Source organism: Sphingomonas daechungensis (genome assembly GCF_014489495.1).
GTDB lineage: Bacteria > Pseudomonadota > Alphaproteobacteria > Sphingomonadales > Sphingomonadaceae > Sphingomicrobium > Sphingomicrobium daechungense.
This window is the reverse complement of the sequence record NZ_CP060780.1, coordinates 318,850-341,359: the sequence shown is the minus strand read 5'-3', so window position 1 is coordinate 341,359 and position 22,510 is coordinate 318,850. Positions and strand designations below refer to the sequence as shown.

Genomic DNA, 22,510 nt, shown 5'->3' with positions numbered 1-22,510 from the left:
TTTGGTTCAGAGCCGAACGGGGACATGGCTGTAGAACATCAGGAAACGCGGACCGGGAATCTCTTCACGGCACATCCGCGCGCGCTTGGGATGACATGGGCCAGCCATGGTGCTGGAGCGGTCAGGATCGGTGCCGAGCTGATCGGTGCAGGCACGGCCTGCATCGTCCACGCGATTGTACCGGGCTGGTTCACCGAGACAGCGGGCCGAACGGTGATGCGGCTTCACGATCACATGGTGAAGCGCAAGGCCGGCGCGAAGAACCCGAACGCCTGGCCCGACTATGAAATTTGACCGCTTGCCGGTCGCGATTGTCGGTGGCGGCTTTTCGGGAACCATGGTCGCGGCGCAGCTCGCCCGCAAGGGGATCGACGCCGTCCTGATCGACGGCAGCGGACGGGCCGGGCAGGGCGTCGCGTATTCGACGTCAGATGCCGCCCACGTCCTCAACATCCAGGCCGACGTAATGAGCGCCTGGCCCGAAGACCTCGAGCATTTCCGCCGCGCGGTTGAGGATGAAGGCGCTACGGGGCGCGACTTCGTTCAGCGCCGGCAGTTCGGAACCTATCTGCGCGGAATCCTCGGCGAGGCGCTCGAAAGTGGCCATCTGCGCCTGGTCGAGAAGCAGGCGACCGAGGCTGAGCCGAGCGAGGACGGCTGGACGGTGCAGCTCGACAATGGCGACCGGATCGCCGCTCGCGGACTGGTCCTCGCGATCGGCAACCAGCCGCCGGAGAAGCTGCCGTTCGGCGGCGGGAGCGCCAGGGTCATCGACAATCCCTGGGGTCCGGAAGCGCGCGCCGCGATCCCCGCCCTTGCGTCATCCGGTGGGGATGTGATGCTTCTCGGTACCGGCCTCACGATGGTCGATGCCGTCCTTTCTCTCGACGCCGCCGGACATGGCGGCCGGATCGTCGCTCTGTCGCGCCGCGGATTGATCCCGCGCGGGCATACCGAGGGCTTTGCGCCTGCGCCCGTCGACGCCGAGGATATTCCGTTCGGAAATGTGCGGACGCTGTGGCGTTGGCTTCGCCGGCGCGGCGCGGAGATCGGCTGGCGTGCGGCGGTGGACGGAATGCGCCCGCACAGCCACCGGCTGTGGCAGACCCTTCCGCCCGAGGAGAAGAGGCGCTTCGCCCGGCACGCACGTCCGTGGTGGGACGTCCACCGGCACCGCATCGCGCCGGAAGTCGCCGCCGCCTGCAGAGCCTGATCGCCGAGGGGCGGCTGACCGTCCTCGCCGGCCGCATTCAGTCGATCCGCGAGGAAGAGGACCGGCTGGTCGTCAACTACCGGCGGCGGGGCAGCAGCCAGGTCGCGGAGGATCGCTTTGCGTATCTGATCAACTGCACCGGACCACTCGGATCGATTGCCCGGACCCGCGATCCTTTGCTGAAAGGCATGCTGGCCGACGGCCTGGCAAGGCCGGACGAGATGGGCATTGCCTTCGACGTCGATGAGTTTTCGCGCATCGCCGGAGCGAAAAACGCGTGGGCAATGGGGCCCCTGACCAAGGGGAGGTATTGGGAAATGATTGCGGTACCCGATATCAGGGGCCAGGCGGCGGCCGTCGCCGACGACATTGAAGCGGAGTTGGGTCGATGAGCGTGGTCGAACATGGCGAGCCGGACGACGGCGATCTGGTCGAGTCCGCGCCTGCGCGTGAGATCCCGCGGACGTCAGCGAGGCGATCCGCACCTTGATCCGCTGGGCCGGGGACGACCCGGAACGCGAGGGCCTGCTCGATACGCCGCGCCGCGTCGCCAAGGCGTGGAAGGAATATGCGCGCGGCTATGAGGAAGACCCGGCCGTCCACCTCAGCCGGACGTTCGAGGAAGTCGGCGGATACGACGAGATCGTGCTGCTGAAGGACATTCCGTTCCAGTCGCACTGCGAGCATCACATGGCGCCAATCATCGGCAAGGCGGCGATCGCCTATCTGCCGGGAGACCGCGTCGTCGGCATCAGCAAGCTTGCTCGCGTGCTTCACGGTTATGCGCGGCGGCTCCAGGTTCAGGAACGGCTGACCGCGCAGGTCGCCGATGCGATCTGGGACCATCTTCAGCCCAAGGGCGTCGCCGTGGTGATTGAGGCTAGCCACGCCTGCATGACGGCGCGTGGAGTGCAGACGCCGGGCGTAATGATGACCACCAGCCGGATGATGGGCACCTTCCGCGCGGACGAGCGGAGCAGGCGCGAGGTGCTTGCACTCATGGGGTACTAACCCTGATTTACTTTTCGTTAAACGCGCCTACTGTCCCCGCCCGGACGACCTCGCCCATGTCGTAAGACGGGGCCGCCCAGCCGAGGCGGCGGTCAATTGGGGCGCGCCCCTCGCATAGGGGGAACTCTCATGCGTCTGACCACTTCTACCGCAATTGCCGCAGCGCTCATTCTGTCGCTCGGCGCGTGCAAGGCCCAGGAAAGCACGGGGAACAACGAAGCCGCCGCCACGGCGCCGGCCGGCGACCTTTCCGCGATCGATGGCACGTGGAAGGCCGATCTTTCGACCCTGAAGTTCGAGCAGAAGCCGGATGAGTTCCTGCTGAAGGACGGCAAGTACAGCTGCAACACGTGCATTCCGCCGCTCACGGCAGTGGCGGACGGCCAGTTCCATCCGGTCGCCGACCGGCCTTACTACGACAGCCTCTCGATCAAGGCGGTCGACGACAAGACTGTCGAGTTCCACCGCAAGAAAGGCGACGCGGAAGTTTCCACGAACACGCTGACTGTGTCGGCCGATGGCAACACGCTCACCAACAAGTTCCACGATGCAACGACGCCGAACACGCCGATCGACGGTTCGACGACGCTGAAGCGCGCGGGCCCGGCGCCTGAAGGAGCGCACGCAATCTCCGGCCAATGGCAGCCGGAGCACATCGGCGACTACACGCAGGATGCGCTGAACACGACGTACAAGGTCGAAGGCAACAAGGTGACGTCGAGCGTTGCCGGGCAGACCTACACGGCCGAGATCGGCGGGCCTGAGGTGCCGATCGCGAACGACACCGGTGGGACTACCGTCAAGGTCGCCCGCGAAGGCGCCAACGGCCTTAGCGAAACCTTCAGCCGCGGCGGCAAGGTCGTCGGTATCGTCCTCACGATTCCCAGTGCTGACGGAAAGACGGTTGCGATCGTTAGCACCGATCCTCGCGACGGATCGAAATCCACCTGGACGTCGACGAAGTCCGAATAGGCTTGGGGAGGCGCCGGGCGGAGGGGAGAGCCGCCCGGCAGCTTTCATGGAGACGAGCCGCGCGAACGGCGTTTAGCGACCATGGCCAAGACGCCTGAGCGCAAGCAAAAGCTGAAAGTGTTCCGGACGCCGATCGGCTTCCACGACGCTTATGTCGCGGCGCCAAGCCAGAAGGCGGCGCTGGAGGCGTGGGGCGCGGACTCCAATATCTTCGCGCAGGGGATCGCCGAGCAGGTCACGGAGCCTGCCTTGATGGAGGAGCCGCTCGCCAATCCGGGCAAAGTGATCAAGCGCGTCCGCGGCAGCACTGACGAGCATTTCGCAGCGCTGGAGCGGGCGACTCCGACGGCGAAAGCGAAGCAGAAAGGCTCGGAGCCGGCGGCACCGAAGACGAAGCTCAAACCTCGGCCGAGCCGGGACGCACTCGACGAGGCCGAGGAAGCGCTTGAGAAGGCGGAGAAGAAACAGCGCAAGAAGATCAATGAGCTGGACGAGCGGATCCGCGAGCTGGAAGGAAAGCGCCGGGAGATGCAGCGCAAGCATGAGGCCGAGCGCGACGCGCTCTCCGGCAAGCGCGACCGGGCGAAGGCAGATTACGACAAAGCCATGCGCGACTGGCGCGGGTAGCTAGGTCCGTACCTCCCGGTCACCCGGGTGAACGCCCGGTCGCTGCGGCAAGATGAAGATCAGCGCAACGATTGCGATCGCCAATGCCGCGGACGCCATCGCCCGGCTCAGCTCGAGCCCGCCCTCGTCGAGCGGCTTGTCGAGGAAGTCGCCAACGGTAGCGCCGAGCGGGCGGGTGAGAATGAAGGCTGCCCAGAACAGCAGCACACGCGAAATGCTGGTCCAGTAATAGAGCGCGACCAGCACCAGCAAGGCGGCGCCGAACACGATCGCTCCGCCGGCGTAGCCAAGCGCGCCGTCCGCCGCCCAATCGCCAAGGGCGGTGCCGAGCGTCTGGGAGAAGGTGATGGTCAGCCAATAGAAGGCTTCGGCCTTTGGGCTGGCGACGGTGCTGACGTCGACGGTGCCGAGCGAGCGGTGCCAGGCGAACAGGGAGAGGAGCACGCAGCCGAGCAGGAGCAGTGATCCGCCTGGGTAACCGACGCCGAGGGAACGGTCGGCGAAGTCCGCAAGGGTCGTGCCCATCGTTGTCGAGGCGGCAATGGTCGCCCAGTACAGCCACGGATTGAAGCGCCTGGCCCGGATCTGCGCCCAGACCAGGATCAGCAGCAACGCTCCGAAGATTGCGGTGCCGATCAGGTAGCCGTTGGGTACCGGGTGGTCGGTCGTTTCTCCGAGCCACGACATGGTCACGGTATCGCCGGCGGTTTCGCCCAATGTGGTGGCGAGAATCTTGATGATCCAGAAGCCCAACGTGACCGCTGGAACCTTGGCCAGCGCGGCTTGCCGGACCTGCTCGTCGTTCATCGCGAAGCCCCTTCGACATGGTTATTCCCGATGAAGGGCAAGTTTGGAAACCATCTTCTTCACTGGACTCATCAATAACATCCATTAGCTTCCGCGCGCCGAATCGCCCGAATGATAGTGGAGCCCGAATGGCCTACCTCGTGATCGGCTGCGACCTGAATGGGAGCGCGGCCGACCCGTCCAAGGGGCGCTTGAATCGTGGGGCGCGGTGCGTCTCCTGGATTCGTTATGGCTCCTCGAGACGCCGCTAGGCGCCGGCTATGTCCGCTCGGCGCTCGAAGACGTCGTCGACGGCGGCGACCGGGTCGCGGTCTTCGCTATCCAGCCGGGGTCCGAATGGTCGGCCAGCAGCGAGGATTCGCCGGGGAGTAAATGGCTGCAGTCGAAGATCGGCGTTAATTAACATCTCGCAGTCTTCCTTACGGCCAAAAGTCTGTATGAGCCTTCGAGAGAATCGGCGCCGGCTCAGGAGGGCGGCGCCGATTCTCCCTTCCGGCCGCGTGCCCATAAAGCCGGAGGGGAAGCGGCCCGCTGATCGCTCGCGCGTCCGGGCCGCTTCATCCCTCCCGCGACGGCGCGCCCCACATCATGATGTCAAGTCTTGTTAACTGTGCCTGTTTGCAGGATGTCAATTAGACTTCACCTATTGGCCGGCTCGGGAACACGCTTTCGATGCGCAAACTCAGGGGCGGTTTCCAAGTGGAGTGCGGAGACCTGTTGCGGCTTTAGCCTGCTGGCGACAGGTCTCCTGTCACCCTCAGTCAACCCAACGTGGCCTACTGATAATCTACGGTGACGTTCATCGTCCCGCTGTAGAGTCCACCCGTCGTTGTCGAATTCACGGTGATCGACCCGCCGACCGAGAAATCGACCCCGGCTGCCCGGAGTTCGGTATGGCAACCGTCGCCGGCGCGCTTAGCGTCATCACCAGCGTCTTGGTGCTGTCCGCCTGATTGACGAGCGTCACGTTCGGCGCAGAGATGCGCGCGACATTGTTGTTGCTTCCGACGATGTTGAACTTCGCCGCCTGCGCCGTGCCGGAGCAGGTCACGTTGGCACTGACGCACGTGCGCACGCCAGCCTGCGAGACCGAGATGGTTACGCCCGACCAGGTGCCGTTGTTAAGGACGATTGTGCCGAGGTCGAGGTCCTGCTTGGCGGTCAGAACGAGAGGCTTCACGACGGATGCCTTCACGGTCACCGTCGTGGTCGCGCTGCCGGGTGCGGCCACGGCCGGCGATGCCAACGCAGCACACAAGATCGCGCCTGGAATGAGCACCCGCCCCACATGGGCCACGTGACTAGTCAAAGATGGTTAACATCATGCCAATTGTTTGCGCGGGCCGGGGCCCGGACTATTGTGGGCCATGCCTTTGATCATCGGCATCGCACTTGCGATCCTCGTCGCGCTGGCGATGCACCTCGCAGCATTCGATCGTGAGCGGTCGCTTTATCCCGTCATCCTGATTGTCGTCGCGTCTTACTATCTGTTGTTCGCGGCGATGGCGGGAGGTGAGGGGCTGCCAATTGAGATCGCCTTCTTCGCCGCGTTCGGGGCTGCGGCGATCGTGGGCTTTCGGACAAGCCTGTGGATCGTAGTCGTCGGCCTCGCCGGGCACGGGATCTTCGATTTTATCCGCCACGCATTTCTGCCGGGGAGCGGGGTTCCCGAATGGTGGCCGTGGTTCTGCATGGGCTTCGACGTCGCAGCGGCGGCGGCCCTCGCGATTCTTCTGTCGATGTCGCGACCACCAGCTCGTGGCCCGAAGGCCGCGAACTCATAACGAGCACGGTCACCCGCACGAAGCGGATGGCCGTGCCGTTTCCTTGAATGCTAGGCCAGCTGCGCCAGCTTTGGCTGTCGCCGGCGGCGGAGCGCGTAGCCCGCGACGCCGAAGCCGAACAGCATCATCGCCCACGTGGCCGGTTCCGGCACCGCTGGGGAGTCACCGGTGAGGTAAACCGCAGCGTTCGAGAAGCCCTCGGGGTAGTTGAGAGCGACCGAGCTTGCGCCCTGGGTGCCGAAGTCGAACAGCCAGAAGCCGGAGACGTTTCCGGCCGGGCCGTTCACGTTGCCAAAGTGCGCTCCGATGACCGTCAGGCCAAACAGGGTCTGGCCGAAATCGAGGACGTTGCCGGTCAGCGTTTCGACCTTGGTCGGATCGACGCTTGCCCAATTGCCGTCCCAGGTGAGGCCGCCCGGAAGGCCGGCGATCGCGTTTTGGGCGTTGGTGATGTCGGTCGGACTGCCGTTGATGAGGTTGCCGTCGTAATAGCCGGCGCAGGCAGTTGAACCGGTGAAGATTCCCGTGTCGCAAGGCGAGGTGACCGTCAGCATGGTCGAACCCTTGCCCGGCGGTGGAAGCGTTGACTTGATGTCCTTGGCTTGGGCCGTACCCGCCAACGACAAGGCTACGGCGAAAGCCGCTGCCAGACCCACTCGGCGCATCATATTCTCCTAGCGACTGGATGTCCTGCCGAGGGCGTGCCGCACTCAGCGGTGGGTAAACATGGCGTTAACCACCTAAGTTCCCACGGCTGTTGGAAAATTGGAGTTGTGTCTTTTCGGCACAGGTGAGGCGAGCCGATTCAGCGGCAGGTAATGTCAGATCGCGGCGGCGCGATCCTCCTGCAGGGATTGCGGCTCGCGGCGACCCTGCATGGCCGAGCGGAGCATCATCACCGCCGCATAGAGAACGACGACGATCACCATCCAGCGCAGCGTTTCGAGCGGCAAGGACTTCACGATGAATGCAGCAACGAACACCGCGGGAATCCCGCCGATCGCCATTCCGCTGACGATCCTGAGGTCGATCTCACCCATCGAGATGTGGCGGGCGCTTGCACCGGCGACGGCCATTGCCGCGCCGCCGGCCATGATCGGGAAGGCCAATCGCGGGTCCATGCCCATCAGGCTGAGCATCACCAGCGTCGGTGCGTAATTGCCGATGCCGAAGTTGAGCAGGATGCCGAAGATGAAATTGGCGACGATGGCGACGATCATCAGCGTCAGAGGAAGCGACGAAGCGGTGCCGCCGCCAGGCATCATGCCGAGATTGGTCAAAGTGTAGAGCCCCGCGGCGAGGATCAGGGCGCAGCCGACGACAAGCTGCACCACCCAAACCTTGGTCCGGACGACCATCGGCGCCCCAAGCAGGCCGCCCATCAGCAAGGCGATCATGCAGCCGGCGAGCAGCACGGGATCCACCAGTACGCCGAGCAGGACGAGAAAGATCACAGCCTGCGTGATCGTGGGCAGGGTGTGGCCGACCAGCATGGTGCAGGGGAGCAGGCGGTCCGGAACCAGCTTGCGGAACTTGAACCAGGCCATGCTCGGCGCAAACGAGCCGATGCCAAGCGTGTCGAAGAAATTGGTGACCGCGCCGAGAATGACCGCTTCGCCCTTTGGAACGATGCGGTTGGCTACGGCAACGCGGATCAACATTACCGAATAGACAAGTGCGCCGAGGCAAAGCGGGATCAGAAGCGCGATCAGCATGCATGTCCCCTGCGTGCGGCCTCGACGGCGGGGATGATAGCCGAACTATTCCCGTTCGCCAGCGCCTTCGTCGCGGGAGAAGCGAAGGATGTCGCCGGGCTGGCAGTCGAGCACTCCGCAGATGGCGCTGAGGGTCGAGAAGCGGATCGCGCGGGCTTTGCCTGTCTTGAGGATCGACAGGTTCGCAAGCGTGATATCGATGCGCTCCGCAAGCTCGGTCAGCGTCATCCGCCGCTGGTGAAGCATTTCGTCGAGGTTGACGAGGATCGCCATCAGATCGTGCCCTCGAGATCCTCGCGCATCAGGGTGCCCTCCGCGAAAACACGGGCAAGCACGAACGTCAGCACGACGGAGAGCCAGCCGATCGGTGAAAAGCCGGCGTCGAGATGCAGCGGATGCGCAGGACTGGAGATCGCCTCGCCGATCCCGCCTATGATCATGCTGAGAACCTGCAGCGCCAGCAGGATCCAGGCGATGGTGTTGAGGCGATAGGCATTGTCGGCAACGAAGGGGCTTCCGGCGCGCACGGTCTCGACGATGCGAAGCATGCGCTTGAACATCATGTGATTGAGCGGGATCGCGGCGAGACCGAACGCCGCGATAGTGCGCATGCCGTTCATGAATGCGTGGCCATCGGCATCGGCCGTGACCTCCAGAGCCTTCATCGTCCAGGCCTCGTTGACGAAGGTATAGGCGAGCAGGCCGAGCACCAGCGCGCCGCCGATCCAGTTCAACACGATCAGGATGCGCAAGAAAATCCAGGCTGCGGGCAAAGCGGTAGAGTGTCGCACGGCAAGTCTCCGATTCGTTATCGATAAACAATATGTCATTTATTGTTTTTCGGCAAGTCCAGGCAGCTACTTCCTGCGGAGAACACGTCCAAACAAACCAAATAGGCAAAATAATCGTTGACATCGTGACGCTGTTTGGGTACACGGTAGGCACAGTGAAGAATTGGGTATCGGGCCGGGCTCCTTCGGGAGTGACCGGCCCGAGGCGTTTTGGACATCACGGGTCGAGGCGAGGGAGATACCCCTCGACCATGCAGTCTTGCTGCATGGTCCCCCTCCCCGTTGCGGGGAGGATCAGGATGGCGCGCAGGACGAAGTCTGCCGAGCGTGTGCTTGCCGGCGGGCAAGTCCGCAAGGCGTCGACACGGGATTGGACGAAGGCCAAGGAGGCGGCATTCCTGTCGGTCCTGGCCGAGACCTGCAATGTCACGCTGGCGGCGGGTGAGGCGGGTGTGTCGGTCAGCGCCGTTTATCGGCGCCGCAAGCTGGATGCGGCGTTCCGCGGCGCCTGGATGGAGGCGATCGGGGTCGCCTACCAGCGGCTGGAACTCGTGCTGCTGGAACGGGCGTTCGTCGGGACGGAGAAGACCGTCCGGCGAAAGGACGGCAGCGAGGAGCGGATGATCGAATATCCGACCCAGCTGGCGCTGACCCTGCTGAAGATGCATCGCGACACGGCGGTGGAGGCGGTGACCGAGTTCGATCCCGGCGACGTCGACGAGATCCGCGAGCGCCTGGTCCAGAAGCTGCAGCGGCTGCGCAAGCGCGGCGGATGCGAAGCGGGCTGCGAATGAATGCGGATGCCATCGATTGGCAGATGGAGCTGATCGCCAATGCCTCGGAGGAAGAGCAGCGGCGGCTGATCTGGGGGATGTCCCCGATCGACGTGCTTCGCTTCGACGCCAAGTTCGAAAATTGGGCGCACAGGAACCAGTTTCCGCCCAGTGGTGACGGGTGGCGGACGTGGCTGATGATGGCGGGCCGCGGGTTCGGGAAGACGCGGGCGGGTGCGGAATGGATTCATTCGCTGGCGAATTCGCGGCGCGGGGTGCGCATCGCATTGGTCGGAGCGACGCTTCACGAAGCACGAGCGATCATGGTCGAAGGCGTCAGCGGATTGTTGCGCGTGGCGAAGTTGCGGGGCGAGACGCTGAGCTGGGAGCCAAGCCTGGGGCGTCTGCGGTGGCGGAACGGGAGCGAGGCGCAGATTTTCTCCGGCGAGAATCCGGATGGTTTGCGGGGCCCGAGCATGATTTCGCCTGGGCCGACGAGCTGGCGAAGTGGGCCCAGCCCGAAGCGGCGTGGGACAATCTGCAGATGGGGCTGCGGCGTGGAACGCGGCCCCGTGCGCTGATCACCACGACGCCGCGGTCGATGCGGTTGCTGGAGACGATCCGGGACGACCGCTGGACGGTGGCGACGAACGGCCGGACCGATGAGAACATCAACCTGGACGAGCGGTACCTGGACGTGATGACGGCGACCTATGGCGGGACCCGGCTGGGGCGGCAGGAACTGGAAGGCGAGCTGATCACCGATGTCGAGGGATCGCTGTGGCCGCGGGAACTGATCGAGCGATGCCGGCTGGTGAGGCCGGAACGGTTCGACCGGATCGTGGTCGGGGTCGATCCTCCGGCCGGGTCGGCGAGGGATGCGATGCGTGCGGGATCGTCGTTGCCGGGCGCCTCGACGAGCGGTTGTACGTGCTGTCGGACGAGACATGCCAGGGCCTGAGCCCGGAAGGATGGGCGCGGCGCGTCGCTGCAGCCGTCGAACGCTGGGACGCGGACATGGTCGTCGCGGAGGCCAACAATGGGGGAGCGATGGTCAAGAGCGTGCTGGACGCCGCCAATGTCGGCGTGCGGGTGAGGCTGGTTCACGCGTCGCTCGGCAAGGTGGCACGGGCGGAGCCCATCGCGCTTCGATTTGAAAGCGGGCGAGCGTTCCTGACCGGACGTTTCCCGCAACTCGAGGATGAAATGTCGGGGATGGTCGCCGGCGGACAATATCCCCAGGCCGCTCCCCGGATCGCGCCGACGCAATGGTGTGGGCGATGACGGAGTTGAGCCCGACCAGGAGCGGAATACCGCGGGTGAGGAGACTGTAGTACAGGGCAAGACGCTGCCTGCGGTGGGAGAGTCGAATGCTGTTGCTGTCCATCCTGCTGACCCAGGTCGCAAGCGCGGCTCCGCGTGAGGTGATCGATCTGACGATCCCGCAACCGTGCGTCGCAGCTCCCGCCGATGGCGAGGTGGTCGTCTGTGCCAACCGCAACGGCGAAAGCCCCTACCGGCTGCGGCAGCCGCGCGGGAGGGTGGCGGAAACGGATTTGCCCAAGGCCGAGGTGCAGGTTGCCAACGGCCTGGCCATCGCGGGCGAGACGGAGCAGGCCGATGTCGGCGGGTTTCCGTCAAACCGGGCGATGATCAAGCTGAAGATTAAGTTTTGAGCTGAAAAGGCGGCCCGCGACACGAATGGACGCGGACCGCCTCTACCAGGGGCAACGAAACATGGGAGCTTGTTGCCTTGCGTCCACCCGGGGCGAACGAATGTTCGACACAGACGCGAGGCGCTGAACCCGCCAAATGAGGCGATGTTCCTAGTGCTGTTTTGCAATCGGCCAGGGCGAGACGATCGCGGGTTCGGGCGAGGCCCATGAAAGCCGCCGAACCGGCGGCTCGACGGCATCAAATTACAGGAGAAACAATGGGTTCGTGGTGGTTCGGCCGAAAGGCCGCGGCTCCGGACGTGCGGGCCTGCGCGCCGGCATGGCTGAGTGCCGAACGACAGGCGGGGTTTGCGCGGAGCTACGAGACGCAAATCGACGAAGTCTTCCGGCGCAATCCGGTCGGGCAGCGAGCAGTTCGCTTGGTGGCTGGGATGCTCGGCGCGTTGCCGGTCTATGCGGCGGAGGGCGATAGTCACGCCGCGAAGATCGTCGGCGCGGATGGCGTTCTGGAGGGCATTGCGGCGCAGCTGCTTCTGCACGGCAATTCCTATGCCCAGCTGATTAGCGGCGATGACGGGGCGCCTGCGGAAATCTGCACGCTGCGGCCGGAGCGGGTGAGCGTGGTTGCGGACGATCGTGGGTGGCCGACGGCCTATCTCTATCGCGTTGGCGGGCGGGTGACGCGGGTCGAGCGGGAGGATGCGCTTGGGCGGCGGCAGGTGGCGCATCTTCGGAGCCTCCATCCGCGCGACGATCATTATGGCATGGGATGTTTGGAGGCGGCTTGCGCCGCGGCGACGGTGCACAATGACGCGAGCCGCTGGAACAAGGCGCTGCTCGACAATGCGGCGCGGCCGAGCGGGGCTTTGGTTTACGATCCGGCGGATGGTTCGACGCTGTCGACCGACCAGTTCACGCGGTTGAAGGACGAGCTTGCCGCGGAGTTTTCCGGGAGCGGGAATGCGGGGCGGCCGTTGCTGCTCGAGGGCGGGCTCAAGTGGTAGGCCTTAAGCCTGACTCCGGCGGACATGGACTTCGTTGCGCTGAAGGAGGGCGCCGCGCGGGACATCGCGCTGGCGTTCGGCGTGCCGCCGGTGCTGGTCGGGCTTCCGGGCGATGCGACTTACGCGAATGCGCGGGAGGCGGGCGGGCGCTGTACCGGCAGACGATTTTGCCGATGGCGACGCGGATCTTGAATGGGCTGGGCGAGATGCTGAGTGATTGGGTTGGGCCGGTGAAGCTGGCGGTGGACACCGACCAGTTGAGCGAGCTCGCCGAGGACCGGTCGCGGTTGTGGGAGCAGGTTGGGGCGGCGGCGTTCCTCAGTGACGACGAGAAGCGCGAGATGCTGGGGTTTGCGCCGCGAGGTGACGCATGACGGCGGATGCGTTGCTGGCGAGCCTGATGGCACAGAGCGAGGCGCGCGGCGTGGACATGATTACGCTGCGGGCTTTAGTGGAGGAGTCGAGCCAGGCGGGGGCTCGGCGGGCGCTGGCTCAACTCGGGCTGGATGACGAGCGGGCGCGGCGGGACATGGATGAACTGCGCGAGCTGCTGTCGGCCTGGCGCGACGCGAGGCGGAGTGCTGCGCGGGCGGTCGTGACGTGGATTACGAGCGTGGTGCTCGCGCTGCTGCTGATTGGGATCGCGGTGCGGCTTCGGCTGACCGAACTGGTGACCGGATGAGCGTTCGGTTCGCGGGCTATGCGGCGGTGTTCGACCGGCCGGACGGTGGGGGCGACATCATCCGCAAAGGCGAATTCCTCGACAGTTTGAGACGCGCGGGTGAGGTGCCTTTGTTGTGGCAGCACAAGGCGGGGCGGGTGCTCGGGCGGATCGAGCATCTGTCCGAGGACAAGCGCGGGCTGCGCGTGATCGCGCGGCTGGACGGCGGCGCGGAGGGACGGCGGGTTGGCGCGCTGCTGCAGGGCGGGAAGCTGGATGGGTTGAGCTTTGGGTATCGCGTGCGGGAGGCGCGGTCGGGGCCGTGTCGGGAGTTGGTTGAACTGGACCTGGTTGAGGTGAGTTTGGTCGCGAAACCCATGCAGAGGCTGGCGCGGGTACATGCAGTTGAAGAGACTCGTTAAGAGTAAAACGCTAGGTGCGCCGCATGCCAACGAGTGTTCATATCGATATTTCTCTCTTCACGGAGCATGAGGCCGTGGGGATGGTATCGGGCGAGATCCAAATGCCTGCCGCGCCGGCCATTGGGGATGTCATAGCATTCGATCTGCAAGGCGCGGACCTTGTTCGCCATAAAGCTGCGTTCGCGATGGGCCCCATCAAGGTGACCGATCGCATAATTCACACCGGCGCCACCGTGATGTTGGATGACCTGAAGGCCAAGACAAAGGAGGACGCCCTCCAGATGATGGCATTCTTCGAGGATTGTCACGGTCTGTTTGGAGATCGCTGGGACGAGCAAGTTCGACTGGCTGAAGCGGAAGAATAAATGGGTTCCCGCTTTCGCGGGAATGACGATTGAGAAAGTGACGAGGGTCGCGGTTTCCGCGGCCCTTTTTGTTTGGGTTTTGCACGGGAGAAGAAGTGAATGCTGGAAGTGAAGGCGGATGCGCTCGAGCAGTCGTTCGAGGCGTTTGAGGATTATGGCGTGGCGGCGCTGAAGGACGAGCTGGAACAGCTCAAGTCGAAGATTGCTGCGGGCGTGATTGCGGCTCAGCGGCCGGCGCTCGATGGCGTGAAGTCGGTGGCCTCGGCGAGCTTCGTCGACGGCTATTTGCGCAAGGGCAACGAGAGCGGCCTGGAGATGAAGGCGCTTGGGTCGAGCTCGGACGCGATCGGTGGGTATGCGGTTCCGGAAGAGATTGACGCGGTGATCGATCGCACGCTGACGGCGATCTCGCCGATCCGCGCGATTGCCAATGTCGTGAAGGTCGGAAGCGCCGGCTATCGCAAGCTGGTGACCACGGGCGGGACGCCGTCGGGCTGGGTCGGGTTCGAGGCGGCTCGACCAATGACGGGCACGCCGACGTTTACGGAAGTCGTGCCTCCGTCGGGTGAGCTTTATGCCAATCCGGCGGCGTCGCAGCAGATGCTCGACGATGCGGCTTTCGATGTCGAAAGCTGGCTGGCGAACGAGATCGCGACCGAGTTCGCTCGCGCCGAGGGCATGGCATTCGTGAAGGGCAACGGCACGAACCAGCCGCTCGGCTTCCTGAGCTCGCCGAATGCGACGACTGCCGACGGCGTTCGTCCGATAGGTACGCTGCAGACGATCGGGACGGGCGCTGCGGGTGCGTTCGCAGCGACCAATCCGGCGGACAAGCTCGTCGACCTGGTGCAGGCGCTGCGCGCTCCGTACCGGCAGGGGCCGTGTTCGTGATGAACAGCTCGACACTTGCGGCGATCCGCAAGTTCAAGACGGCGGACGGCGCGTTCCTCTTCCAACCGAGCCTGGCCGCGGGACAGCCGGCGACGTTGCTCGGCTATTCGGTGGTGGAGGCCGAGGACATGCCGGACATTGCCGCGGGATCGCTGTCGATCGCGTTCGGCAACTTCAAGGCGGGCTATGTGATCGCCGAGCGGAATGCGACGCAGATCCTGCGCGATCCGTTCACGAACAAGCCGTACGTCCACTTCTACGCGACTCCTGACCTTTGAGCTGCTTGGCGATGCCGTCGATCCGACGCTCGGCGAAATCCTTAACGAGGTCGGTGAGGGATGCATCGCCTCAAGCGCATCCGAGACAATTGCCGGCTATGCTGCATATGGGTCCAACCGGCGGGTCGCGGTGATGCCGTTGGTCGAGCAATTTGCGGTTCCGCTCTTTGATGACGGGACGCTGCTGCGAGATCCGTTCGTGACGACCTACGTGCCCGGCGTAGATGAGCTGGGTTGTGGTGTGGAAGACGACCATTTACGAAGCGAGCGATCGCAGGCTGCTGCCGGTTCCCTGCCCAAGCGCCTGTCGCTGACGTTCTACGATCCGTCGCGCGATTATCTGGCTGCTCTGATGCAGGCGAACGCCGACGCTGTTGCCGGTGTCGAAGAGCTTGTTGAGCTGCCGGTCGTCATGCCGGCGGATCAGGCCAAGGCAATTGCGGAGAACAGTCTCGCGCGAAAATGGGCGGAGCGCGAGCGCTTGGTTCTCCGCTTGCCGCCGGACGAGATGGCAATCGAGCCGGGGTCGGAAGTCGCGACCGCCGATGGCGTGGTCTGGCGCGTGGAAATGGCTGTGATCGAGCAGATGGCCGTGCGCGTCGATCTGCGCCGGACCGTCGACAGGACGGCCGCGGTGGTCGCGGACTCGGGGACGCATCTGCCGTCCCTTGACTTGGTTGCCGCGCCGACGGTGGTCGCGGTACTCGATCTGCCCGATCTGGGGATCGGACGTCATGACGCGCCGGCGCTTTTCGTCGCCGCTTGCCAGCCGGTTGCGCAATGGCGGCAGGTGCCGCTGGAAGTCACGGTCGGTGGCGAGTTGCTGACAGTTGTTTCTGCGTCGGCGGAAGCAATTATTGGAACTGCGCTGAGCGCGCTTCCCGACGGTCCGACTGATGGCTTCGATGACCTGGGCACGGTTGAGATCGAGCTGTCGGGCGACGACCAGTGGCTAGAGAACCGAGATGACAGCGCACTCGCGAATGGTGCAAATCTGGCGGCGCTTGGCAGCGAACTGATTCAATTTGGACGGGCCGTGCCTGTCGGGTTGCGCCGTTTCAGGCTCGAGCGGCTATTGCGCGGACGTTGCGGAAGCGAGTGGGCAACAGCGTCTCATGCTGCCGGCGAGAAGTTGGTAATGATCAAGGCCGGTACCCTGCAGCAAGTTGCATTGCCGCCATCAGCAATCGGTTCGGTGGCATCGGTCAGGCCAATGGGAGTGGCCGACGGCAACGCCGTTGCGATTCAGCAGGCGGTGACCGGCAAAGCGATGCGGCCGCCCCCGCCGATCGATCTGCAGGCGGCGGCATCGAGCGATGGCACCATAGTCCTATCGTGGGTGCGGCGCAGCAGACTGAGCTGGTCCTGGCCTGCCGGGTCGAAGGTGCCGCTTGGCGAGAGCTCGGAACGATATCGGGTTACGTTGCAAGGGGCTGCCGGAACCCTGACGTTCGCAACGGATGCGCCGAACTATTCGATACCCGGTTCGGTGCTTGCAGGCATGAGTGGGGCGGTGACTGTCTCCGTCGTGCAATTGGGCGATTATGCGGAATCGCGGCCGGTGACAGTGACGACCTCGATCTAGGCGCTGGTCGCGCGTTCCTCGCGTGTGGCTTCGAGTTCCGCGAGCTTCCTCGATGCCAGCCACAAGGCCATGAGCGTGAAAGGCGGGACGATGTACAGTGCGAAGATTCCCGTCGCTAGGCTTCCGGTCAGCGCGGCAACTTTCCCGGAAAAATAGGGGCCGAGTGCCAGTCCGACGAGCGAGGTTCCGAGAACGTAAGTTGCGCCGGCGGTGCCGCGCATGCGCGGCAATACGAGGTCCTGAAGCGTGGCGACGGCGGCGCCAACCCACAGCGCGCTGCATAGCCCGACGTAAGGCGCGACCAGGTAGAAGTTGGTGAGGTTGTCGGTCGTGAAGAGGAAATAGACCGCCGGAGCGGGAAGGACGACAGACGCCATCGCAACGTAGACGCGACCGGCGGGGTGGCGACGCCGCAATTTGTCGCTGACGATGCCCCAAGGATGACACCGGTGGCCGACGCGAAAGCGGCGCTCCAGCCGAACAGGGTCGAGACTTCTTCCGCGGCGGTTCGTCCCTGGAGCAGCAGCGCCGCGTCTGTTGGGCCGGTGTAGAAGGTTCGCAGCACGTAGGGCGGAATCCAGAAGGCTACGGCATAGGTCATGAAGCTGATGCTTCCGAAGCCGATTGCCAGCGTCACGAACTGGGGAGTGCCCCAGATGAGACGGTGGGTTCCGGGATCGCGATGCTTGAGCGACTGGGTCCAGCTGGAGACTGCGTATATTCCAGTCCACCAGGCAAACCATTGCGGCCAATCGCCGGTGACGCTTCCGAGCAGGAATGCTCCCGCGATGCAGCCGGCAAGGATGAAAAGGTTGGGGACAATCGCACCGGGAATCCGGGCCACGCTGAGCAGTGTCAGAGGCGGGATGATCGCGGCGAGTTCGCGCCCGAACTCTCGCCAAGCATTTGGGCGGACGATCTCGCTCGGATGGCCGTCGATGGCGCCGCGAAGCGGTTCCTTGAGGCTCCAGATCCACGCCGCGAGGAGAATGCCGGGAAGGCCGACTGCGACAAATGCCGCCTGCCAGGGCTCGAGACCCAGCGGCGCCGCCGCGGCATTCGGGTAGGCCCGGCCCCAAGACGCCAGAACGAAGCCGCCGAGGGGCAAGGCGAGACCGCCGCCGATGTACAAACCGCTGGAATAAATCGAGAGCGCCGTCGCGCGGCGTTCCTTCGGGAAATAGTCCGCGATCATCGAGAAGGCGGCCGGGGATGCGCTGGCCTCACCAATGCCCACGCCGACGCGCGCGACGGCAAGCGTGCCGAAGTTCTGGGCGAAGCCTGAGAGAGCAGTCATCGACGACCACAATGCGAGGCCGATGGCCATCAGCCGCCCGCGATACCAGCTGTCTGCCAGGCGTCCGAGCGGGATTCCGAAGAGCGCATAGAAGACGGCGAAGGCGGTACCGTAGAGAAAGCCGATTTGCGCGTCGTCGAGCTTGAGGTCCGCCTTGATGCTCTCCGCAAGGATGGAAAGAATCTGCCGGTCGATGAAGTTGAAGATGTAAACGATGACGAAGAGGATCAGCGCGTACCAGGCGTAGCCGGAAACGCGCGGGCGGTCGGCGGCGGTTGGCTCATCGGTCATCGCTCGCCTCTCCTTCAATCTCGACAAGCTTGCCGCTGCGGAACAGAAACGCAAATTGGGCTTAGTGTCGAGGGGAGACGGTAATGTTGCGCAAGAGTATCCTGGCGATTGCAATCTCGACGGCAGGCTGCGTGCCCATGGCGGCGCCCGATGTTCCAGTCGTGACGTCGAACCTCGTTTCGAGCAGTGGAGCGGTGTTGGGTACCGTGCGCTTGTTCAGCGAGCCGACGGGCCTGACGATCCGGATCGATGCTCGTGGCCTGCCGCCAGGGATGCACGGCGTGCACGTGCATTCCGTCGGGCGCTGCGATGCGCCGGATTTCAAGAGTGCGGGTTCGCATTGGAATCCGACCACCCGCCAACATGGGCACCAGAACCCCGCTGGCTTCCACTCGGGCGATCTCGGCAATCTGGGTGTCGGCCCTGAAGGACGGTTGGTCGTGGGGCTTTTGGTGCCCGGTGCACGTGTTGCTGATGGAAGCGACGGCGACGGGCCGGTGCTCCACGACGCCGATGGCGCCGCGCTGGTCATTCACGCCAGGCCTGATGACGAGAAGACCGATCCGAGCGGCAACAGCGGGGATCGCATTGCTTGTGCGATTTTGTGATATCATCGGGCATAATGGCCAAGACACGGAAGTTGCCGAAGCGGATCGGCGGGGTGAAGATCCCCAAGAAGCTGCGCAAGCGCGGTGGGCAGGTTTACGCCTTCCTGGAAAACCCGCTGGTGTCGAGCATCGTCGCAGCGGCGCTGCTGGCGGCGGCGGACAGTCTTAGCAAAAAGCCGAAGGTGAAGAAGGCGAAGCAGGCGGCTGCCGACACGGCCGAGGCCGCACAAAGCAACGTCGTCGACTTCGCCACCATCCTCGCGTTTGCCGCACGCGAAGGCGCCAGGGCGATCAAAAACCGCTGAGAGTTTTGGCCCGGCCGGGAGGGGCGTGCCGACCGGGCCAAGCAAACGCCGCGCAGGACGACGCTTGCCTCAGCCGCGCCCGTAACGGGCAAATCTCCGTCGTCTGTAGCTTTACGATGAGCGGAGCCTTGCTTCGGACGGGAGACGCCGGCGGTTCCAAGGCTGAAATCTCAGGGAAAGTCCCGATGCCAGCAGCCGCCAAGGCTGGTGTAGGCGAGGGGCAGAAGGAGACCCCCTGATGCGCAAGCTCGCCGTTCTCGCCGCCGCACTCGCACTGACTTCGTGCGCGACTGGCCCGACCATTCGAAGCGACTTCGACCCCTCGGTGAACTTCACCAAGCTGCACACCTACACCTGGGTCTTCACGACGCCGCCGGCTGGAATGAACCCGTTGCTGTTCGAGCGCGTACAGGCTTCGATCGACCGTTCGCTGGCGGCGCGAGGCTTCACCAAGGCCGAACCGGGTGACTTCGCCGTGGCGTTCACGCTCGGCCGGCGCGACCGGGTCGAGGTGACCAATTGGGGAGGCTACGGCGGTTTCTACGGCGGCTGGGGCTGGGGACGTCACAGCTGGGGCTGGGCGCCGGTTTACAGCCGTGTTGATGCCAGGACCGTGACCGACGGGACGCTGGCCATCGACATGTTCGACACCGGGACGAAGCACCCGATCTGGCATGGAACCGCCACGCAGCAGATCAATCCGCGCAACCTGCCGGATCAGGCAGCGATCGATCGCGCCATCGACGAGATCATCGCGAAGTTCCCGCCGCAACAATAAGTCCGGATCGGTGACGAAAGATGCCCGGCGGGAGACGATCCCGCCGGGCTTTTTCATTTAGCCGCGATAGTTTCCGGCGGGCGGATGCGGACGTTGGTGACCGTCCCGCGATAGTCGACGTTGCAGCGGAAGCTGAGGTCGCCGGTCGCCGCATAGCCCTGATTCTGGTAGCCGTAGGCTCGGCCGTTGGGCGGGTAGCCGTTGCGGCTGTCGAGCAGGCCCGAGACGCGCAAGCCGTTGCGCTGGCGTTGCACATCCGTGATCGCAGTCACCCGCAGCGTCGGATTGTAACCCTGTCTGTACCCGCGATTGTTGTTGTAACCGTAGGCGTTGCCATAGGGAGGCCGGTACTGGGCGGACGCCTGGGTCATCGCCGCGCTGGCGCATTGCTGGATCGCCGTGCGGTCGCTGACATTGTAGCGGTTGCCAAGCAGCTGGCCGATGATCGCGCCGAGGCTGTCCTGAGAATTGTATCCGTAACCCTGCTGGTAGCCCTGCTGCGGCGGATAATAGCCGTAGCCCGGCTGGCCCGGCGCCGGTTGCGGCACCTGCGGCTGGTACGGATATTGCGCGGCGGCGGGGGCCGCGAGGCCGATCACCGCGGCTGCGGCCAGAATGCTCTTGCACATCGTCATGCGAATTTCCCTCATCTCGACCGGAGAAACGCCCGGGGAGTTCGGATCAAAAACGCCCGCACGGCGCGATTGATGCATGAACATAAAACAACAACGGCGAGCGTCCGCTGACCTCAGTGCTGATCGTCGAGGCGCATCACGAGGCGAGAGTTCGACCACAGCTCATACCTGTGGCCGTCGATTTTCTCTCGCGCGGCGGCGATCGCCGCTTCGTCATCTTCCGCTTCGATCCACTCGGCGGACATGACCTTTCCCACCCGTCGAGGCAGTAAAGCCGGTAATTTCCCACTGTTCGCAACCCTTGTTCGTGCTGCCGCCGAAGCGACAATTTGAGGGATAGACGAGCCGTTACGGTTCCGGTTCGATCACTTGCGACGAGTTGTGGTTGCGGGTCGACGATTGGCGGATTTGCTGGATTTTTTCCAAGTCATCTTTACCTTGCGGTCATGACCTTCGACCTCGGCAAGGCAATGGCGAAGAAGGGCGAGTTCGAAAGCGCCCGCCTGGCAGAATTCGGGTTCCGGCAGAGGGCGCGAACGTTCCGAATGATGGCGGGAGAGCTTGGCGCCGAGCCCGCCGACCTGGTCGCGATGGTTGCGCAGATGGACGATGAGGCCATCCTCCAAGAGCTGCGGATTCGCTTTCTGGCGCAGGCCGATCGGATCGAAGCCGCATATGGCCGTTGCGTCGCGGAGGCCCGGGCGCAGTTGATCAGGGAACGTGGAGATCCGACGCCGCATCGGCTGGCCTAACCGGCTGCCGCCAAACGTGCTTTGCAAATCGAACAAGTTCCGACAGTGTGCTGCCCGGCGGCCTGCTTGAAGGGTCCGCATCAGGGGATTGTTCAATGTTGCATTCGTGTATCGCGCTTGTCGTGTTCGCTGCCGCGCAGGCAGCCGCGCCAGCTTCCAACGGCGTACAGTGGGCGCCGCTTACGCCCAACCAGCCAGCCGCTGCGCCGGCCGCTCAAGTCACCCCGGCCGTTCGCCGGTCGCTTCCCGCCGGAACACAGGTCAGCGTGACGCCGCTCCAGGAAATCAGCAGCAAGCACGTCAAGGAAGGCGAGCGCTTTCAGTTTCGCGTCGTCAATGATGTCGTCGAAAATGGCGTCGTCGTCATCCCGCGCGGATCGATGGCGACCGGTGTGATCAGCATGCAGACCGGCCGCGCGATCGGCGGCAAGTCGGGCAAATTCGACGTTACCTTCGAAAAGGTGGAGGCGAACGGCAGGGTCTTTCCGTTGATGGGCACTCACCGCCAGGAGGGTAAGGGAAACACGGTCGGCGCCTTGCTTGGATCGATCCTGATCAGCGGCCGATCCGCCGTGATGATGCCCGGGCAGATCGTGACCGCCATGGTCAAGGAGCAGACGGACTACTGAGGCCGCGCGCCTGCTTATCGGCCTTCGCCCAAACGTCCTAAGGCAGTTTCGGCGGTTCCGGCGGAGGGGAGCGGGCGGTTCTGGCGGGCCTGCGGGGCCGCCGGGCAGATTGGCCTGGGATTGGATCGCGCAGTCGCGTAGCCACGGATCGCTGCCGCCGCCGCCCATCCCCTGGCAGCTGACGGTTACGCGCTGGCCGGGCTGCAGCTTCTTGGCGTCCTCGACGGCTAGACCGGCGAGGTCCACGCCCACGGGCACGTCCGGGTTGGACGTCTTCAGGCGCATGTCGAGGCTGTTGTAACCGTCCGGCACGATGCGCAGGAATTCGCCGCTGACCACCATCTCCCGCCCGTCGAACCGTTTCGCGGCGGCGGCGGGGTCCTCGTGGAAGGCGTCGTAGACCTGCTGCGCCTCCACCACGGCCGGAGCCTTGCGCGGAGCGTCGGTGTCGATGTGTATCGACGGGCCGGACAGGCCGAACCGGCCGACCGCGGCGAAGGCGAGGACGATCGCGGCGCCGCCGATCAGGATCGTCTTGCGATTGGACCGGAGCTCTTCAACCGTGCGCTGGCCGCGCGCGCCGCGCTTGTGGGCGGCGAGGCCAGGATCCATCGGCGATCCGCACTGCGGGCAGAATTCG

At 64.5% G+C, this 22,510-nt stretch carries 30 protein-coding genes and 3 pseudogenes; 22 read left to right on the top strand and 11 right to left on the bottom strand.

The genetic code is table 11. The features are described 5' to 3' along the window. The first annotated feature begins 24 nt into the window (after nt 1–24). From H9L15_RS01745 to H9L15_RS01720, 6 genes are all read left to right on the top strand, one after another. Nucleotides 25–294, top strand: coding sequence for a DUF6356 family protein (locus H9L15_RS01745; protein WP_187714960.1), 270 nt, complete (start codon nt 25–27; stop codon nt 292–294). Next, nucleotides 284–1,213, top strand: a complete 930-nt coding sequence (locus H9L15_RS01740) for an FAD/NAD(P)-binding protein (protein ID WP_187714959.1) — start codon at nt 284–286, stop codon at nt 1,211–1,213. The genes H9L15_RS01745 and H9L15_RS01740 overlap by 11 nt, the downstream gene beginning before the upstream one ends. Next, nucleotides 1,156–1,605: an FAD/NAD(P)-binding protein gene (locus tag H9L15_RS01735; RefSeq protein ID WP_187714958.1), complete on the top strand. Its 450-nt coding sequence runs from the start codon at nt 1,156–1,158 to the stop codon at nt 1,603–1,605. Before H9L15_RS01740 ends, H9L15_RS01735 begins: the two co-directional genes overlap by 58 nt. Nucleotides 1,606–1,690: 85 nt before the next feature. Then, on the top strand, nt 1,691–2,224 hold the full coding sequence (folE, locus tag H9L15_RS01730; protein ID WP_187715749.1) for a GTP cyclohydrolase I FolE: 534 nt from the start codon (nt 1,691–1,693) through the stop codon (nt 2,222–2,224). A gap of 129 nt (nt 2,225–2,353) precedes the next feature. Next, nucleotides 2,354–3,196 carry a hypothetical protein gene (locus H9L15_RS01725; protein ID WP_187714957.1) on the top strand — a complete coding sequence of 281 codons (843 nt, stop codon included), beginning with the start codon at nt 2,354–2,356 and terminating at the stop codon, nt 3,194–3,196. A gap of 81 nt (nt 3,197–3,277) precedes the next feature. Then, a complete protein-coding gene (locus H9L15_RS01720) occupies nt 3,278–3,823 on the top strand; it encodes a hypothetical protein (protein ID WP_187714956.1) in 546 nt (181 codons plus the stop codon). Here H9L15_RS01720 and H9L15_RS01715 read toward each other — a convergent pair whose 3' ends face one another. Continuing rightward, nucleotides 3,824–4,630: a COG4705 family protein gene (locus tag H9L15_RS01715; protein WP_187714955.1), complete on the bottom strand. Its 807-nt coding sequence runs from the start codon at nt 4,628–4,630 to the stop codon at nt 3,824–3,826. Between the two features lie 208 nt (nt 4,631–4,838). Here H9L15_RS01715 and H9L15_RS01710 point away from each other — a divergent pair, with 208 nt between their 5' ends. Next, nucleotides 4,839–5,033, top strand: coding sequence for a hypothetical protein (locus H9L15_RS01710; protein ID WP_187714954.1), 195 nt, complete (start codon nt 4,839–4,841; stop codon nt 5,031–5,033). Between the two features lie 373 nt (nt 5,034–5,406). Here the strand turns inward: H9L15_RS01710 and H9L15_RS20065 are convergent, their stop codons facing one another. Together H9L15_RS20065 and H9L15_RS01705 are read right to left on the bottom strand one after the other, a co-directional pair. Beyond that, nucleotides 5,407–5,472 carry a hypothetical protein gene (locus tag H9L15_RS20065; protein WP_398286873.1) on the bottom strand — a complete coding sequence of 22 codons (66 nt, stop codon included), beginning with the start codon at nt 5,470–5,472 and terminating at the stop codon, nt 5,407–5,409. Beyond that, nucleotides 5,469–5,861, bottom strand: coding sequence for a DUF4402 domain-containing protein (locus tag H9L15_RS01705; protein WP_187714953.1), 393 nt, complete (start codon nt 5,859–5,861; stop codon nt 5,469–5,471). The genes H9L15_RS20065 and H9L15_RS01705 overlap by 4 nt, the downstream gene beginning before the upstream one ends. Nucleotides 5,862–5,997: 136 nt before the next feature. Between H9L15_RS01705 and H9L15_RS01700 the strand changes: the two genes are divergently transcribed. Then, nucleotides 5,998–6,414, top strand: a complete 417-nt coding sequence (locus H9L15_RS01700) for a hypothetical protein (protein WP_187714952.1) — start codon at nt 5,998–6,000, stop codon at nt 6,412–6,414. A 50-nt stretch (nt 6,415–6,464) separates the two neighbouring features. On the opposite strand, the gene H9L15_RS16705 is transcribed toward H9L15_RS01700, so the two are convergent. The 4 genes from H9L15_RS16705 to H9L15_RS01680 all read right to left on the bottom strand — a co-directional run bounded on the left by H9L15_RS16705 (nt 6,465) and on the right by H9L15_RS01680 (nt 8,881). Further along, a complete protein-coding gene (locus H9L15_RS16705) occupies nt 6,465–7,079 on the bottom strand; it encodes a PEPxxWA-CTERM sorting domain-containing protein (RefSeq protein WP_223276419.1) in 615 nt (204 codons plus the stop codon). Nucleotides 7,080–7,235: 156 nt separating this feature from the next. Then, entirely contained in the window at nt 7,236–8,129 is an 894-nt protein-coding gene (locus H9L15_RS01690; RefSeq protein ID WP_187714951.1) for a sulfite exporter TauE/SafE family protein, read from the bottom strand. Nucleotides 8,130–8,174: 45 nt separating this feature from the next. Continuing rightward, nucleotides 8,175–8,402, bottom strand: coding sequence for a helix-turn-helix domain-containing protein (locus H9L15_RS01685; RefSeq protein WP_187714950.1), 228 nt, complete (start codon nt 8,400–8,402; stop codon nt 8,175–8,177). Beyond that, nucleotides 8,402–8,881 (bottom strand): DUF2975 domain-containing protein, encoded by a 480-nt coding sequence (locus tag H9L15_RS01680; RefSeq protein ID WP_187714949.1) that lies wholly within the window; start codon nt 8,879–8,881, stop codon nt 8,402–8,404. The genes H9L15_RS01685 and H9L15_RS01680 overlap by 1 nt, the downstream gene beginning before the upstream one ends. A gap of 338 nt (nt 8,882–9,219) precedes the next feature. Between H9L15_RS01680 and H9L15_RS01675 the strand changes: the two genes are divergently transcribed. The 10 genes and pseudogenes from H9L15_RS01675 to H9L15_RS01635 all read left to right on the top strand — a co-directional run bounded on the left by H9L15_RS01675 (nt 9,220) and on the right by H9L15_RS01635 (nt 16,575). Beyond that, the gene (locus H9L15_RS01675) at nt 9,220–9,714 is read left to right on the top strand and encodes a hypothetical protein (protein ID WP_187714948.1); all 495 of its coding nucleotides are present in this window, start codon (nt 9,220–9,222) and stop codon (nt 9,712–9,714) included. Continuing rightward, a pseudogene (locus H9L15_RS20060) lies at nt 9,693–10,654 on the top strand (terminase large subunit domain-containing protein). The gene H9L15_RS01675 and the pseudogene H9L15_RS20060 overlap by 22 nt, the downstream one beginning before the upstream one ends. Next, nucleotides 10,624–10,977, top strand: a complete 354-nt coding sequence (locus tag H9L15_RS16700; protein WP_262984877.1) for a phage terminase large subunit family protein — start codon at nt 10,624–10,626, stop codon at nt 10,975–10,977. Before H9L15_RS20060 ends, H9L15_RS16700 begins: the two are co-directional and overlap by 31 nt. 86 nt (nt 10,978–11,063) lie before the next feature. Beyond that, on the top strand, nt 11,064–11,369 hold the full coding sequence (locus H9L15_RS01665; RefSeq protein WP_187714947.1) for a hypothetical protein: 306 nt from the start codon (nt 11,064–11,066) through the stop codon (nt 11,367–11,369). 257 nt (nt 11,370–11,626) lie between these two features. Then, a pseudogene (locus H9L15_RS01660) lies at nt 11,627–12,747 on the top strand (phage portal protein). Then, nucleotides 12,744–13,055 (top strand): DUF6127 family protein, encoded by a 312-nt coding sequence (locus H9L15_RS01655; RefSeq protein ID WP_187714946.1) that lies wholly within the window; start codon nt 12,744–12,746, stop codon nt 13,053–13,055. Before H9L15_RS01660 ends, H9L15_RS01655 begins: the two are co-directional and overlap by 4 nt. Next, the gene (locus H9L15_RS01650) at nt 13,052–13,456 is read left to right on the top strand and encodes an HK97 family phage prohead protease (protein WP_187714945.1); all 405 of its coding nucleotides are present in this window, start codon (nt 13,052–13,054) and stop codon (nt 13,454–13,456) included. Before H9L15_RS01655 ends, H9L15_RS01650 begins: the two co-directional genes overlap by 4 nt. Nucleotides 13,457–13,479: 23 nt before the next feature. Next, nucleotides 13,480–13,821, top strand: a complete 342-nt coding sequence (locus H9L15_RS01645) for a hypothetical protein (protein WP_187714944.1) — start codon at nt 13,480–13,482, stop codon at nt 13,819–13,821. Between the two features lie 99 nt (nt 13,822–13,920). Beyond that, nucleotides 13,921–14,990, top strand: a pseudogene (locus tag H9L15_RS01640) (phage major capsid protein). After that, nucleotides 14,917–16,575 (top strand): phage tail protein, encoded by a 1,659-nt coding sequence (locus H9L15_RS01635; RefSeq protein ID WP_187714943.1) that lies wholly within the window; start codon nt 14,917–14,919, stop codon nt 16,573–16,575. Before H9L15_RS01640 ends, H9L15_RS01635 begins: the two are co-directional and overlap by 74 nt. Nucleotides 16,576–16,702: 127 nt before the next feature. Here the strand turns inward: H9L15_RS01635 and H9L15_RS01630 are convergent, their stop codons facing one another. After that, nucleotides 16,703–18,163: an MFS transporter gene (locus H9L15_RS01630; RefSeq protein ID WP_317617558.1), complete on the bottom strand. Its 1,461-nt coding sequence runs from the start codon at nt 18,161–18,163 to the stop codon at nt 16,703–16,705. 83 nt (nt 18,164–18,246) lie between these two features. On the opposite strand from H9L15_RS01630, the gene H9L15_RS01625 reads away from it, so the two are divergent. The 3 genes from H9L15_RS01625 to H9L15_RS01615 all read left to right on the top strand — a co-directional run bounded on the left by H9L15_RS01625 (nt 18,247) and on the right by H9L15_RS01615 (nt 19,854). Further along, the gene (locus H9L15_RS01625; protein ID WP_187714942.1) at nt 18,247–18,771 is read left to right on the top strand and encodes a superoxide dismutase family protein; all 525 of its coding nucleotides are present in this window, start codon (nt 18,247–18,249) and stop codon (nt 18,769–18,771) included. 14 nt (nt 18,772–18,785) lie between these two features. Further along, complete coding sequence (locus tag H9L15_RS01620) at nt 18,786–19,076, top strand: hypothetical protein (RefSeq protein ID WP_187714941.1); 291 nt, start codon at nt 18,786–18,788, stop codon at nt 19,074–19,076. Between the two features lie 238 nt (nt 19,077–19,314). Further along, complete coding sequence (locus H9L15_RS01615; protein ID WP_223276418.1) at nt 19,315–19,854, top strand: DUF4136 domain-containing protein; 540 nt, start codon at nt 19,315–19,317, stop codon at nt 19,852–19,854. Between the two features lie 53 nt (nt 19,855–19,907). Here the strand turns inward: H9L15_RS01615 and H9L15_RS01610 are convergent, their stop codons facing one another. Together H9L15_RS01610 and H9L15_RS18410 are read right to left on the bottom strand one after the other, a co-directional pair. After that, nucleotides 19,908–20,483 carry a hypothetical protein gene (locus H9L15_RS01610; RefSeq protein WP_187714940.1) on the bottom strand — a complete coding sequence of 192 codons (576 nt, stop codon included), beginning with the start codon at nt 20,481–20,483 and terminating at the stop codon, nt 19,908–19,910. 119 nt (nt 20,484–20,602) lie between these two features. Then, nucleotides 20,603–20,734, bottom strand: a complete 132-nt coding sequence (locus tag H9L15_RS18410) for a hypothetical protein (protein WP_262984876.1) — start codon at nt 20,732–20,734, stop codon at nt 20,603–20,605. A 201-nt stretch (nt 20,735–20,935) separates the two neighbouring features. On the opposite strand from H9L15_RS18410, the gene H9L15_RS01605 reads away from it, so the two are divergent. Next, entirely contained in the window at nt 20,936–21,241 is a 306-nt protein-coding gene (locus tag H9L15_RS01605) for a hypothetical protein (RefSeq protein WP_187714939.1), read from the top strand. Nucleotides 21,242–21,333: 92 nt separating this feature from the next. Here the strand turns inward: H9L15_RS01605 and H9L15_RS01600 are convergent, their stop codons facing one another. After that, a complete protein-coding gene (locus tag H9L15_RS01600) occupies nt 21,334–22,482 on the bottom strand; it encodes a hypothetical protein (RefSeq protein WP_187714938.1) in 1,149 nt (382 codons plus the stop codon). Between the last annotated feature and the right edge of the window lie 28 nt (nt 22,483–22,510).